This window comes from Acinetobacter sp. ANC5681 (assembly GCF_023488045.1).
Taxonomy (GTDB): domain Bacteria; phylum Pseudomonadota; class Gammaproteobacteria; order Pseudomonadales; family Moraxellaceae; genus Acinetobacter.
On sequence record NZ_JAMFKZ010000042.1, the window covers coordinates 1 to 14,556 of the forward strand.

The following is a 14,556-nucleotide window of genomic DNA, read 5'->3' on the forward strand; positions in this document are numbered from 1 at the left end:
AATCAAATGGCAGAAGACTTTTATCGGTTAGCTGCCTAGAATCTCCCAAGTGAAAGTCTCCTGCTAATTCAGCACACATCAGTATTATCTTTATAGTTGTCATTACTAATTTTTAAGCTTACCCCTTTCTTACTTTTAGCCGCTTCAAGTTCAGCTTTAATTTCCTTCCATGACAGTTTTGATATTTTAATTTTTTCTTTAAACTGCTTGTATATAAATTTTAACTCACGACAAAATTTATCAAACTCCTGATACTCTACTTCGCTTTGGATATACACCTCCATACGAGCATCTATAAGACGAATACGGCGCTCAAAATAATCCAACATAAAGTTGCTATCCAGTAAAGCTGTGAAAATTTTAAAATCAGCTTCGCTAAATACATTTCCAGACTTATTTCTATTGATATGCTTTAACAGCATGTCTAAAGGATTACTTTTAGAAATATCTTTTTTGTGTTGAGAGTGTCTATTTTTATACAGGTTTGAGGCCAAGTCTCTCCCAATTTCTTTCAACTTCAGATTTTCATTTTTTCCTGAAAGTACATCTATAATATCATTCAATTCTGATGTCAGTTTGAGCCTTTCGGTTACATGATCTGTTTGCTCTACATCTTCTCGTTTTAATATCTGAGTATGCCACCGATCAGGAAATATTACGTCTTGAATAATCTTTGAATTGGGAGCTATCTTCTCTAAGATTTCTTTTAATTCAAGCTTCTCTTTCATTTGCGACGTATTCAATTGTTTCTTGAATACTCTGCAAGAAAGTAAAGCTCTTACAATATTTGCTGATATTTTACTTTCATCTGGACATAATGCATCCCCGACTAACATTGAACCAAAATGCAGGTAATAGTTGGCTGTCATCTCAATAGATGAATGGCCAATAAAATGTGCCAAAATCTTCCAAACATCCTGACGTCCAGCAATACTGTCTGTATCACCCAATAAATAATTTTTAATTTTGGCAATCTGATCAGGTGAGTAGCCAATCCAACTTCTGATTAACGCTTCACTTCCTTTCAAAATTAAAGCTAAATTGTTTGTCGCAGTATGCCTAAAGCTATGAAAGGAATAATCATGTGGTTCGTTATTGAATAAAGTATCAAAAATTTCCTTTGTCTTAGCACTAATAAAACGAGATGAAAAAATTTGACCAAATTCATCTTGGAAGATAAAACAGTCTTCTCCCCCTAACCATTTTTGACCAACTTTTACATTAAGATGCTTTTTGATTAGGCCAATAAATTCATTCAATTCACATTCAGTTAGCAATTCATCAAGGCGTATTCCTCGTTTTGCATTCTTCGTTTTAACCTGACGATGATAGTTATTATGAATAAAGCTTTTGATAAATTGAGGATTACTTGCTGTTAAATAATAATATCGTTCATAGCCAATTGTTTTAACATCAAGTTCAATCATGGCTAAGTCTCTTAACCTTAGCCCAAGAATTTCACCAACTCTTAAACCTGTGCGGTAAGCAAGCATACAAATTGTTTTGAATATATTTTTTTGTTCTTTACTCAGATCAGCTTGGCGACCAATCAAATTATTAAAATGCGCCCACATCACTGGGGTAACATATGATGCTCTACACATCTGAAGACCAAAGGACTTCAACTGATCTAAAAAGCCTACTCGGGGAGCACCAAAATTACGAATTAAACTGTTATGAAATTTTTTTAAATTTTCTACAGCTTTACCATAGCTATCATATTTCACTTCCCTAATATTATTTTTAAATGCTTTATTTTTTCGACGCTTATCAGCAATCAATTTTTCGCTTAAAATATATTCATACGCCCCCTCAAATTGTTCTTCATCCATCTTAAAGATATCAAGGTCATGAATAACAACATACATAAAAAGATCTTCAGCGAAAGAGGATTTATAAGTATCCAAGGAGCTCAGAGCAATCCCATCTTTTACTTTAGAAAAATTTGAAGATTGACCGCCTACAAGATACTCCCGATACCATGTCATCAACGCAATCTGAACACTCACAAATGCAATGTCTTTAGCTAAGCTATATTTATGATTACTATAGCTTTCTTTAAGCGACTTAATATCTTCAGAGAATTGCCTAATGGTCTCGGGTTTTTCTTTATCTTTAAATTGCCCTATCAATCCTTTTTTAATTTCAGCGGCACAATGATATTGCGTACTCAGTTTTTGGATATTTTCAGACTTAGGCTTTCGAAAACTCCCGTTTGGATCATCAAATGCATTTTCGGAAGTAATCAATTTCTTTTTTAAAGATTTCTTGTCTTTAAATGCATCAAGCGTCTCAAGCATTTTTAAGGTTGACATTGATAGTGCAGCGCTGTCTAACGTCCCCGTAGATAATGCTGTTGTAAAACCGTCAAGCGTATTCTTTTGACTAAAATACTGCACGTAATCGACATGCTCAAATAATTGATATTTTTCCTTTGCAAAATAATCTCGTAAAACACTATTCTGATCGACATCCAATATAGCCAAATCAATATATTTATCAAATTCTTCGCCATTTTGAGCATCGATAGATTCAATAAGCTGAATTAGCCTTTTTTCTCCCTGATTCCTTTCAGCCTGAGTTTCAAATTCAATAATATTGATAAGTCTCACCATCATTAACAAACTAATAGCTGTGAGATAAATTTGTTTAATTTGGTATGGTTTATCGAGATAGACTAAATTCGCATATTTCTCATTTTCTACTGGATAATTATATAAGTAACCCGTTTTTGATGAACCTTTACGATATAGGGATACAAGTCCACTCAACAATTCTGATGGTTTTAACTGATCATTTGAAAAATATGCTCTGAGTGACCTTAGAATCGCCATTAAGTCCTCTTTATAACTACACCCACAATCAATAACTAGTGCTATTAAAAATTGTCGAAGAAGTAATTCCTTTTGCTCATCCGTAAAATCAGCATTAAAAACATCAGTTTTAAGCCTTTTCGGTAATTCAGTCTCCCAAAAGAAATGCAACTTGAGCTTAAACTCATGTAACCTTTGCCCTCTAAGCAACTTAATTTGCGTTGATTCAATATCTTTAATATTTGGAGCTGAATATGCTCTTTGAATAAGCTTAATTTCATATTGATCCTTTAACCACGGTATTTGTGACTCTATTTCTTGCTTTTTTTTCACACATAATTCAGACCAATATCCCCTTAATTCTTCCAAATCTTTTTTTGAGATTTTCCTATTGCGAAAGTATTTCTCTACTTTAGCTCGATTCGAATACATTTCGTTTTGAATAAGATCATCAAGTTTCTTTTTTTCACAAGATTCCGTGATCTCATGGATAAGAAATTCTGAGATTTTTTCAAATAAAACATTCGTCGAAGACTCTAGCTTAGTTCGAATTTTTTGTAACTCTTCATCTTTCATGATTGGCTCACCACTGATTTTAATCCCAGTCTTTTAAACAGCTGATTTACTGCATCTTGAATTTCAATCATGTAGGTGTAGGGCTGTAAAGATGAATATTTTGAAAATCCGATCTCATTTTGTTGATCGTGCGCATACCAACTCTTAAAAATCGCATCAGGCAATTCCAGAAAATTCCTTACAAAATGGCGCGTCCAATTGGGATATAACTCATCAATTTCAGGAAAGTTTTCTGATAAATAAGATGCTATATGCTTTTGTGTAAGTGGCTCCAATGTGAAGCTCATGAATTCTGAACCTTTCTTCCAATAAGAAAGGTAATAGATATGATCTGCTGTATTAGCTAGCTCTAAGGCATTAATGTTTTTGATAAATTCATCATAATGCTGTAACTCATTAACAACGAATTCGATCAGAGGTGAATAACGACCATGTGGACGAGATCTACTGCTCTTATCATGGATATATGCAATATTAGTAATAAAATCAAAATTTTCTCTGATACTAGATGCACCTATAGCAGGACGTGCACCTGAAGACAATAGACAACAAAACCAAATCCAAACACTGAAAGCATTAAATTTTTCAGCAATGTCTTGTTCTTCTTTTAAAACTTGGACAACTTTCAAGTTTAATGTATTTAAGAATTTTTTCGCTTTATCAAATGACCATACACGCTGACTTCCTACGCGGGCTTGCTCTTCTACTTGAATAAATTGCGGACGATCTAAAACATTTACCTCGTTTTTATTTTGAAACCATAGATATATATACTTCTCATATACCTCATTTAACTGTTTATAAGAAAATCCCCCATACGCTAGATCAGGTTGATGTGAAACCTGTCTACCGATTAAGAAATTTTTCGTAAGATCATCTTTACATATACGGTTCAAATGAAAGGAAAGTTGTAAAGCAATTGAAGTAACTGATATCGGGCCTATACGACGATGATAAAACCATTCTGATAAAGATTTTTCGAAATCTGTATTCGTTAGATTGGAAAGGTTAGCCTCTCTAATTCTATCAATCCACATAGCAGGAATTTGAAATGCCCAAGTTGTATGCTCGTTATATTTATTGTCTTTTTTAGCAATTTGACCTTTCAAATTTTTATTTAAATTTGCATCAACGATCCACAAATAATAGGCACGATTGGAGCTACGTTTTAATTGCTTAGTTTTTAGCAATTGGTCGATATCTTGAAATATAACGGCACTCTGCCCGGTAAAGATTGACATCAAGCAACAAGCTGCTTTTGCAGATTCCATGATATCTTTGTTTTCATGAAGTTGGTCAAGTAAAATCTGGTTTACAATTTTTAATAAGGGTATGTCCAAATAGTAAATATTACTCACCGTTGGTTGCTGAGTTCTATCTATATGACGATTCAATCTTTGATTTGAGACAAATGGTGCTAGTCTACGCGTATCTTCATTTAGATTATAATCATACTGCTTAGAAGTCTTATCTTCATCGACTTCATCATCAATGTTATCTTTGTCATCTGAGTAATCAAACTGGCTCTCGGTGACCAAAGGCGGATTATGATATGTCTGCGGATCAACGTCCAAATCGTCTATATTCTCAATCTCATCCGTCTTTTTAATTCTTACATTGTTGTGATAAAAGATATCCTCAACTGCAATTCTGTACTCGTCTAAATACCTTGTTAGAGCTTTGATTATATTTTCTGAAACATTAACATCAAGGCCCTTACAGAATTCTGTGACATCTACATTTTGGGCTTTTGCATACGTATTGAACTCTTTAATGGTCTTAGCTGTATGATCGAACTCAATAAGATGATTAAAATATTGAGAAACTATCGGCAATACTTCGAAAATAAAATCCTTAAAACTTTTTCCCATCATTTTTAAAATTAGATAGAAATTATAGTTTAGCCTTTCAATTTTATTTTGAGAGTTCTCCATATTGGACATCAACACAATTAAAAAATTTACAACATTAAAAATTTTTAAAATATTTTGGTTAATCGAAAGTTGTTTTTCTTTATTTATAACATCCGAATCTTTAACATTTTTATATAAAATGCAGATACTTGATGACCCTAAAATACTTTTATATTGGGTTTTAGCTTTATTTATGTTTAAATATGAATATATACCTTCACATAAAACTTTTAATTCCCTCATAAATTCATCAGTCATATAAGTATTATGAAAATCTTTTAAATCACATGATTCTAATAGAAGCAAACCTTCTCTATATGAAGATAAAATTTCAGCTAAACAAGCACACCTTGATTTAAAAACTTCTAAATCTAATTTATTATTCATTTCAGCATTCCACAATATCAACTTTCTATTTTTCAAAAATATTTCTAGGTAATTTAAAATAATTTACAAAATCTGTTTTATAAATTATTTTAGGAATATGATATTTATCCCTCTTCAAGATTTCCTTATTAATTAAATAAAATAAATTTTCATCTTCTAATTTAGTTAAATAATCAAAAAGTTCCTTATAGAAGTTAATTCTATATTCACATTTTATTTTGTGACTTTGAAGATAAGTAAATAGCTCTGACCAAAAAATATAGTTAGCTTGATTCTTAAACCAATCTTCATGACTTTTAGCTTCAATAGATAAAAGATACGTATGTTGTGTAAGACTCAAATAGTCTTTCTTAACGCGAGTAATCATTGAATTTTTCAGTCGATCTTTTGCATTTTTTTGATCACCTACCTCAACATTAGTAAGCTTTATTGTCTGGTCGATTATGTCGGAGAATTTTCTTAGCGAACTTTCAGTTAATTTGTCTTGTTTCACACAAGATAGCTTAGAACTCTTCTTTGGTTTAGCTTGTTTTTTGGACATTATTAGCTCCAAATTCATCATTCTAAAAATTTCATAAAGGCTTTTTTTGAGCATGAGAAATCTTAGGACCTAAATCTCAATCAAATTTAAGCTAATGATATTTTTAAAAAATCAATTATAAATTTTTTCTGGATGAGCTAGCTTTTCTTGTTATTGCATGTCTTTTTTATATCAAATGCAATAAGCATTAATAACAAGAAAAACTGTCTCGATTTTTCTAGGCCTCTTCTTCGACACCAGCAAATTTGTAGACTTCCGCCTTACTCCAACGAAGAGTACGTCCATGTCTAATAGGATTAATTGGGCCATTTTCATATAAAGCCCACTTACGTAAAGTCTGTTCTGCATACCCTAAAAGCCTAGCTGTCTCTCTAGTGGTCAATAAAAGCCGATCATCTGTAATCGGCTTATGTTTATGCTTTAGTGCCATATTTCTCTCTTTAAAATGCTTTAAAACTATAAAAGCACGTTTAAAGGGGTAAAGAAAAGAGGTATAATTACTAAATAACTTTACCCCAACTTTAGTATGGAATGGAAAAATGGGACGCAATGCTCGTGGCATTTTGGAATATGCAAAAACAATTACTTGGTTTGACTATTTATTCAATGAAGCTAAAAAATTAAAGCACTTAAACATAACAAATGATTACAAGTTTTATAAATTCATGTATTCAAATTCTAAACATTCACCTGAAGATAAATTATTTAAAAAATATAAATTTGGTTTATCTACACCTCAAAAATCATGGAAAGAAAGCACTGAGAAAAATATACCCGGTGCAACCTGTATTATTCAACACCCTATTTGGGATATTGAAAACACAAAATTTACATCAAATAAAATTATAAATGACATGCATAACTTATCTTCAGATATTCGCAGCTATGTAATATCCGATGGATTAGGTTGTCCACAACCCATATGTTATCCAACACTTGAAAAAATTATTTCTTTTGAAAATCTTGATGCTATCTATTCTATATATCTTCTATATCAATGGGGATTAATTATTAATAACTATGAATTATGTAACTATTGTGCTATAGCTCTTGAAAAAAACTTAGAAACTCTCTTATTAAATATTAGCTATTTGCATAGATCTCACATATTTTTATTCGACATAATTTTCGATAAAATTAGAAAAATATCTTATCGAGGCCTGACTATAGCTGACGTCACAAATATAAATTGGCGCCTGCTAAGAGCTAAAAATTGGATCAGTGATATTCGAATGAACTCATATGTATCCGAATATGAGTTGTTCAAAAAATCTGTTATATCAGAAAAATTTAAAAATAAAGAAATTTACATTTCCAATTCTGATTCTTTAATATTGCATGCGAAAATTGCTACTGATCCAAATGATCTAATCACCCTTAACCTTAATAAATTTTTTCCTTCCCACATCATATTGTATTCCAACTAAAGCGGACACCCACAATTAACACCCAGGTATGGCAGCCTGCCCTTTTATCGTTTGTAAACCTTTTTCCATGTGCTCATGCTGCCTGCCCCTGCACCAAATGCTGTATTGGCAATAATACCTTGAACATCGTCACCTGAAGCAGGTGAGATCCCAGCTGAAATTGTCCCGGCTAATTCAACATTGCTCTCTTAAATGTATTTCTTAATGCGGCACTGCCAGCCAATTTTTACCGTGTAAAAAACCCATTTACTGCCTTGGTAAATTCTATCACCAGATCCCCAAAGTGGCGAGCCAAGCTGTATAGAGTGTGGCTAAAACAAAGTCATCCCTGCTGCGCCTGTCTTAAACCAGTCACCAAAGATACACCATGGCACAGCCGTCATATTGTGAAGCTAAGTCATGGTAGGATGGATGCGGTCGCTCATCTTGAGATTTACCATCTATCTGTATTGTCCGAGGAGTGTTCAGTTTGCCAATGTCAACGAGGTATAACCGGGTGCCGAATGGCGCCTTAGAAGAGGCTTGAGCCGTGTGCTGGGAAACTCGCATGCACGGTTCTTAGGGGGTTGACGTAGGCAACTGCGTCTGACTACCCGACAACCAAATGCGCCCTTAGGCCTTGGGAAGTAAGAACTGGCTGTTTGTTGGCTCGCTGCGCAGTGGTCAACGAGCGGCGAATATCAAGACTTAAATCCAGTCAGCAAAGCTGAATGGCTTGGATCTGTATGCCTATGTTACCGACACATAAAGTGACCTAAATAGAAGAATTACTGCCACACCGGTGGCAACCCGACCAAAATTAAAAAATAGGTGTGGGGTTCAGCCCACGCTTACGAAACTTGTAATAAACTGATCTAAAATTCGATCATATACTTCATATCTCAAAGTATTGACTTAAATTATGATTAAGCCATGCCAGAATTAGATCGCCCCATACCCAAGTCGTCACTTGAATTTGAGTAACTATAGGAAATTCTATCTTTAAAGTCTTTATCCAACAAAACCAATTAAGAATAATGTTGATTTAAGCTGCTTACCATTTGCTTACCAGAATCTAAAAACAAAAAAACCACTTACGATTAGTACACGTAAGTGGTTGTTTTATATGGTGGGCCCAGACAGACTTGAACTGTCGACCAACGGATTATGAGTCCGCTGCTCTAACCAACTGAGCTATAGGCCCTAAACTTTAATCATATATTTGATATGAAAAATGCGACTTGATCTTAGTTAAATTTAACTTAAATTACAAGCAGATGATTTTATCAAATTACTAAAATAGTGTTAAAAATCATAAACTGAGCTGATTCTATATGATCTTTACAGCTTGAGTAAAGATGATATTGCACTATTTTGATCATTAATAAGACATCTAAATTTATTTTGATCTGGTCTTTTCGGATATGTGTTTTCCTAAAAAGTCGTATTACACTGCTGCGACTCAAAGCCTATGATGATAAACATGAAAAAATTTTTAGGAAAATCTATTTTTAAAGCAACAGGTTGGCAATACAATGTTGATCCAAAACTTCTAGAAAAAAAACAAGTTATTATTGGATTCGAGCATACATCAAACCTAGATACCATCCTTTCTCTGGCTTTATTTGAAATTTTAGAATTAAAAATACATACACTGATAAAAAAAGAACTATTCAAAGGCCCTCTCAAGCCTATTTTAGAAAAACTTGGTGGTATTCCTGTTGATCGCAAAGCCAACAAAGATATCGTGACTCAAATGGTTGATCTATTTAATCAAAATGATAATTTTAATTTGGTTATAGCTCCTGAAGCGACACGAGCAAAAGATGGTGAAGCGCGAAAACCCATTCGCACTGGTTTTTGGCATATTGCAAAAGCAGCCAACGTACCGATCATCTTGATGTATGCAAATGCCCGAACCAAACAAGGCGGCATTTTAGGTAAAATTCACCCTACTGATCTGCAACAAGATTTAGAAAAAATCAAAGCACTATATACCGAATATGATATTGATGTAAAAATTAACTAAATCGTCTGAACCATCTGATCATTTTTTGATGCTTAATCAAAATTTTAAATTTTGAATATGAGCTATGGCAGTTTTCAAGAAAACTATCGCTATGCTAATATTCACGCACTTTTTTGAGTTTTAATTTTTTGGAGTTACTTCCATGGCGGGTCATTCTAAATGGGCCAATATTAAGCATCGTAAAGCTAAACAAGATGCAAGTCGCGGTAAAGTTTTTACCAAATATATCCGTGAAATCGTAACCGCTTCTAGATTGGGCGGCCCAGATGCGGCGAGTAACCCTCGTTTACGTGCTGTTGTTGAAAAAGCACTTTCAGTGAATATGACACGCGACACGATTAATCGTGCAATTCAGCGTGGTGCTGGCGGTGATGATAACGATGATTTAAAAGAAGTAACCTATGAAGGTTATGGCGTTGGTGGTGTTGCGGTTATTGTTGAAACCATGACAGACAACTTAAACCGTACTGTCCCAGATGTTCGCCACTGTTTTTCTAAAACCAATGGTAACTTGGGAACCAACGGTTCGGTGGCTTACCTGTTCACAAAACGTGGCGAAATTTCTTTTGAAGATGTTTCTTTAGAAGACAAAATCATGGAAGTCGCTTTAGAAGCGGGTGCTGATGATATCGAGATCGATGAAGATAGTATCTTGGTAATCACCAGTCCAGAGAGCTTTGGTGATGTTCAGGATGCACTTACAGCAGCAGGTCTAAAATCTGATAATGCTGAAGTTGTGATGAGCCCATCAACTAAAGCTGAAATCAATGATATTGATCAAGCCAAACAAATCATGAAAATGATTGATATGCTTGAAGATCTTGATGATGTTCAAAACGTTTATACCAATGTTGAATTCTCTGAAGATGTATTAACGCAACTTGATGCTTAATTCATTCAGATCAGTAAAAAATGCATCTTTTTAGATGCATTTTTTATAACTTATTTAACAGTTTATAGCAGTTAAATACGTTGTATTCTTTGATCACAAAACTAGAATGTAGCGCAACGACGCTGTCAATTTTACCAATACGGCGTAATAGAATTTCACTATAGTCATCCATATTACGAGCCACCAATTCCAAAATAAAATCGGCGCTCTGCCCTGTTACTAAAAAGGCATTGGTGACTTCAGGAATATCTTCAATTTCTTGTAGAAATTTATCAAAGGTTTCACTGTCATGTTTGCTCAAAGAAACCTGTAAAAGTATATGTAAACTAAAACCGAGCTTATTAAAATTAATTTCTCGTTTGAGCTGTCCCATCACTTGGGATTCAATCAGGTTTTTAATGCGTCGATGCACCGAACTCACTGAGAGATTAATACGCTCTGAAAGCTCATTTAGATTGACATCTTCATGGGTCAAAATTTCAAGAATTTGTTTATCAAAACGATCCAATTCCATTCTACAGTTCTCACTCTGAATTTATGCTTCTATCGGAACTGCTCACTCAGTAATTTTTAAGGGTCAAGGGAAAACATTCGTTTAACTTTTGACGATGCTGCATGGATAACGCAAACATGATTCCGATAAACTTTTGGTTTATCTTTGTCTCAAAGCCGAAACAAGACCTTTTGAGCAACTGTTCAACTCATCTCCCAATAGTGAACAACTCGTTTCGATCCCCATCACACCCTGAAACATAAGATAGCAAAGACTTTTTATAATTATTTCCCTCTTTTCAGTTTTTTTAAAGTAAATTTGGCAATAATTTCTAATATTTTCTATTTATAACGAATTTTCTTTTAATAATTAATTTTATTCACCGATAATTTTTTACTTTATTGACTATTTTGCTCTTTTCTTTCTCATAAAAAAGCCCCGATTATTTTCAATCAGGGCTTTATTCACCAACAAATCTTATAAACCGCGCCAATCAACCCGTGCATTACGTTCAGTCGCATAAATACGCTGTGCATATTGTCCAAGCGGTAAATCTAATAGATAGTCATGATATTCCCTCAATTCACCCGTGAATTGTTCAATATCATCATTTTCCAATTCCCACGGCGTACCTTTAATCACGAGTAAAGGCGCAAGAATTGAACAAACCGCTATATCTGCTAAACCTAGACGATCGCCAACCAAATAACGCCCTTGATTATCAATCAAGCGCTGATTGAGGTCGGTAATCAGCTCAGTCATTCTCACTTTAGATTTTGCGACTTTCTGAGGATTTAACTTATAGTTTGAAGAAACTAAACTCTTTAAAATTGGTTTAGAAATTTTTTCAAACTGGCGTAAATAGCCTTGTTCACCCATCATGATTTCAAGCGGATGATCACCCACTAAAAGTGCCTGTGCCAGTGACCAGCGGCGTACATGGATACCCAGCTCATTTGCCAGTTTATCAATTTGCAGCGCCTGATCACGCAATTGCTCATCCCGTCTTAACAGTGTATGTTCAGGATAGGTTGCATCCAGATATAAGGCGATTTGGGTCGAATCAGCAATCCAGCGTTTACCATCTTTCAGCATTGGCAATAGGTATTGCCCTGACTTGAAATAGGTAAACGCGCGATGAAAACCAGGAATTAAATTATGTGCCACATAGTCCAATTCCTTATGATCCAACAACCAGCGAGCTTTTTCACAATAGTGAGACAAAGGAAATTGGTATAAAACCCGCATAGACTCTCCAACTTTATTTTTCTATTCGTTCAAACATAAGGTTTGCCATACTTTAGAAGTAAAAGCGAATCAATACAATGTCCTTTTTTTGCTATCTCTTGTAATTTGGGCGAGATCGATTTTTCATTCCAGCCATGACCTGACTTTGTCATGGCTTTCATGTAAAATCAGCAGCAATTTTTTAAATAACACATTTGTGAGTGGTTTCATGGGTTTTAATTGCGGTATTGTTGGTCTGCCAAACGTAGGTAAATCTACATTATTTAATGCATTAACAAAGGCAGCCATTGCTGCTGAAAACTTTCCGTTCTGCACCATTGAACCCAATACAGGGATTGTACCTGTACCAGATGCACGTCTGGACAAACTTGCGGCGATTGTAAATCCTCAGCGTATTCTGCCAACCACCATGGAATTTGTTGACATTGCAGGACTGGTTGCGGGCGCATCCAAAGGTGAAGGCCTCGGTAACCAGTTCCTTGCCAACATCCGTGAGACGGATGCGATTGCCCATGTGGTGCGTTGCTTTGAAGATGAAAACGTCATTCACGTGAATGGTAAAATTGACCCGTTGGATGACATTGCCACCATCAACACTGAACTTGCACTGGCTGACCTTGATACTGTTGCTAAAGCATTGTTACGCTTAACCAAAGCAGCAAAAGGTGGTGACAAAGATGCGATTGCAACCAAGGCAGCTTTGGAAAAAATCCAGCCTTTACTGGATGAAGGTAAGCCAGCACGTGCAGCAGACCTTTCTGATGACGAACGTAAGGCAGTCCGTGGTTTTGGTTTAATGACACTCAAACCAACCATGTACATTGCCAATGTGGCGGAAGATGGTTTTGAAAACAATCCACATCTTGAAGCCGTAAAAAAATTGGCTGCTGAGGAAAATGCGATTGTTGTTCCACTTTGCAACCAGATCGAAGCTGAAATTTCATTACTGGAAGATGAAGACCGTGCTGAATTTCTGGAAGCGATGGGAATGGAAGAACCAGGCTTAAACGTGGTGATCCGTGCGGGTTATAAATTACTTGGCCTACAAACCTATTTTACTGCAGGTGTACAGGAAGTCCGTGCCTGGACCGTTAAAGTGGGTGCCACAGCGCCACAGGCGGCAGGTGTGATTCATACTGACTTTGAAAAAGGCTTTATCCGTGCTGAATGTATTGCATATGATGACTTCATTCAATACAACGGTGAAAACGGTGCGAAAGAAGCGGGTAAATGGCGTTTGGAAGGCAAAACCTATATTGTTCAGGATGGCGACGTATTGCACTTCCGTTTTAATGTGTAATCATTTATAACAATGTAATGGAAAAGACCTTAGAACGATTATTCGCACATAATCCAATGATACGGCGGTTGTTGATTCTGCTCATCACTGCTGTGCTTGGTATGATTGACTTGGCAACAGGTTATGAGTATTCGTTCTCGGTGTTCTATCTACTGCCTGTTTCAATTGCAGCATGGTACGACCAATTTAAGATCACTGCGCTGACCATTATGCTGTCAGGCATGACTTGGTTGATTGCAGACATTCATGCTGGTCATCATTATTCCAATACATTTATCCCTCTTTGGAATGCTTTCGTTCGTTTAGGTTTCTTTTCAATTGTTGCATTTTTGCTGATCAATGTGCGTAAAAACTGGCAGGAAATGAAAAATTTAGCAATGAAAGATCAGCTCACCTCTCTCGATAATAGCCGTGCTCTCGATATTGAATATCGTATTTTGCGTAAATTAAATTTTCGTAAACAGTCGCTGTTCGCTGTTGGAATTATTGATCTCGATGGTTTTAAAGCAGTGAATGATACTCATGGGCATCATCGTGGTGACGAAGTTTTATTACAATTTTCACAAATTCTAAAAAAATCATGTCGTTCTTCAGACATTGTTGCCCGTTTAGGCGGTGATGAATTCGCAATTATTTTATTAGATATTGATGAAACCCAAGCATATCTTTGTGATCATCACTTGCGAACATTATTTGCAGAAAGTGGCTTAAATCAAAAATATGGCGTCGATTTTAGTATGGGTTTAGCCATTTTATCTGAATTGCCAGAAAACCTAGAAGATGCAACCAAGACAGCAGATCAGCTCATGTATCAATCAAAATCTTTAGGTAAATCACAAACCACGATTCAATCATTTATTTGACCCATTGCGTCGGTGATGTGTGCTGAATTAGCAGGAGACTTTCACTTGGGAGATTCTAGGCAGCTAACCGATAAAAGTCTTCTGCCATTTGATTT

General features: G+C 35.2%; 11 protein-coding genes, 1 tRNA gene and 1 pseudogene. 6 read left to right on the forward strand and 7 right to left on the reverse strand.

Features of this window, described 5'->3' with window-relative positions:
- Positions 1-68 precede the first annotated feature (68 nt).
- The 4 genes from M5121_RS14565 to M5121_RS14580 all read right to left on the reverse strand — a co-directional run bounded on the left by M5121_RS14565 (position 69) and on the right by M5121_RS14580 (position 6,660).
- Positions 69-3,389, reverse strand: a complete 3,321-nt coding sequence (locus tag M5121_RS14565) for a site-specific integrase (protein WP_249571582.1) — start codon at positions 3,387-3,389, stop codon at positions 69-71.
- Positions 3,386-5,689: a hypothetical protein gene (locus M5121_RS14570; RefSeq protein WP_249571583.1), complete on the reverse strand. Its 2,304-nt coding sequence runs from the start codon at positions 5,687-5,689 to the stop codon at positions 3,386-3,388. Before M5121_RS14570 ends, M5121_RS14565 begins: the two co-directional genes overlap by 4 nt.
- A gap of 25 nt (positions 5,690-5,714) precedes the next feature.
- Entirely contained in the window at positions 5,715-6,230 is a 516-nt protein-coding gene (locus tag M5121_RS14575) for a hypothetical protein (RefSeq protein ID WP_174660020.1), read from the reverse strand.
- Positions 6,231-6,447: 217 nt separating this feature from the next.
- A complete protein-coding gene (locus tag M5121_RS14580; RefSeq protein WP_171526933.1) occupies positions 6,448-6,660 on the reverse strand; it encodes a helix-turn-helix domain-containing protein in 213 nt (70 codons plus the stop codon).
- Between the two features lie 109 nt (positions 6,661-6,769).
- Here M5121_RS14580 and M5121_RS14585 point away from each other — a divergent pair, with 109 nt between their 5' ends.
- Positions 6,770-7,657, forward strand: a complete 888-nt coding sequence (locus M5121_RS14585) for a hypothetical protein (protein WP_016167544.1) — start codon at positions 6,770-6,772, stop codon at positions 7,655-7,657.
- Between the two features lie 595 nt (positions 7,658-8,252).
- Positions 8,253-8,415: pseudogene (locus tag M5121_RS14590) on the forward strand (IS66 family transposase); the annotation flags it as partial.
- Between the two features lie 348 nt (positions 8,416-8,763).
- Here the strand turns inward: M5121_RS14590 and M5121_RS14595 are convergent.
- Positions 8,764-8,840 (reverse strand) — tRNA-Ile (locus tag M5121_RS14595).
- Between the two features lie 279 nt (positions 8,841-9,119).
- On the opposite strand from M5121_RS14595, the gene M5121_RS14600 reads away from it, so the two are divergent.
- Together M5121_RS14600 and M5121_RS14605 are read left to right on the forward strand one after the other, a co-directional pair.
- Entirely contained in the window at positions 9,120-9,665 is a 546-nt protein-coding gene (locus M5121_RS14600; RefSeq protein WP_413772784.1) for a 1-acyl-sn-glycerol-3-phosphate acyltransferase, read from the forward strand.
- Positions 9,666-9,807: 142 nt separating this feature from the next.
- Complete coding sequence (locus M5121_RS14605) at positions 9,808-10,557, forward strand: YebC/PmpR family DNA-binding transcriptional regulator (protein ID WP_004661603.1); 750 nt, start codon at positions 9,808-9,810, stop codon at positions 10,555-10,557.
- Positions 10,558-10,600: 43 nt separating this feature from the next.
- On the opposite strand, the gene M5121_RS14610 is transcribed toward M5121_RS14605, so the two are convergent.
- A complete protein-coding gene (locus M5121_RS14610; RefSeq protein WP_004661600.1) occupies positions 10,601-11,071 on the reverse strand; it encodes an Lrp/AsnC family transcriptional regulator in 471 nt (156 codons plus the stop codon).
- Between the two features lie 456 nt (positions 11,072-11,527).
- Positions 11,528-12,298, reverse strand: coding sequence for a glutathione S-transferase family protein (locus M5121_RS14615; protein WP_249571584.1), 771 nt, complete (start codon positions 12,296-12,298; stop codon positions 11,528-11,530).
- 208 nt (positions 12,299-12,506) lie between these two features.
- Here M5121_RS14615 and ychF point away from each other — a divergent pair, with 208 nt between their 5' ends.
- Positions 12,507-13,598: a redox-regulated ATPase YchF gene (gene ychF, locus M5121_RS14620; protein ID WP_249571585.1), complete on the forward strand. Its 1,092-nt coding sequence runs from the start codon at positions 12,507-12,509 to the stop codon at positions 13,596-13,598.
- A gap of 17 nt (positions 13,599-13,615) precedes the next feature.
- Positions 13,616-14,461, forward strand: a complete 846-nt coding sequence (locus M5121_RS14625) for a GGDEF domain-containing protein (RefSeq protein ID WP_249571586.1) — start codon at positions 13,616-13,618, stop codon at positions 14,459-14,461.
- Positions 14,462-14,556: the final 95 nt, after the last annotated feature.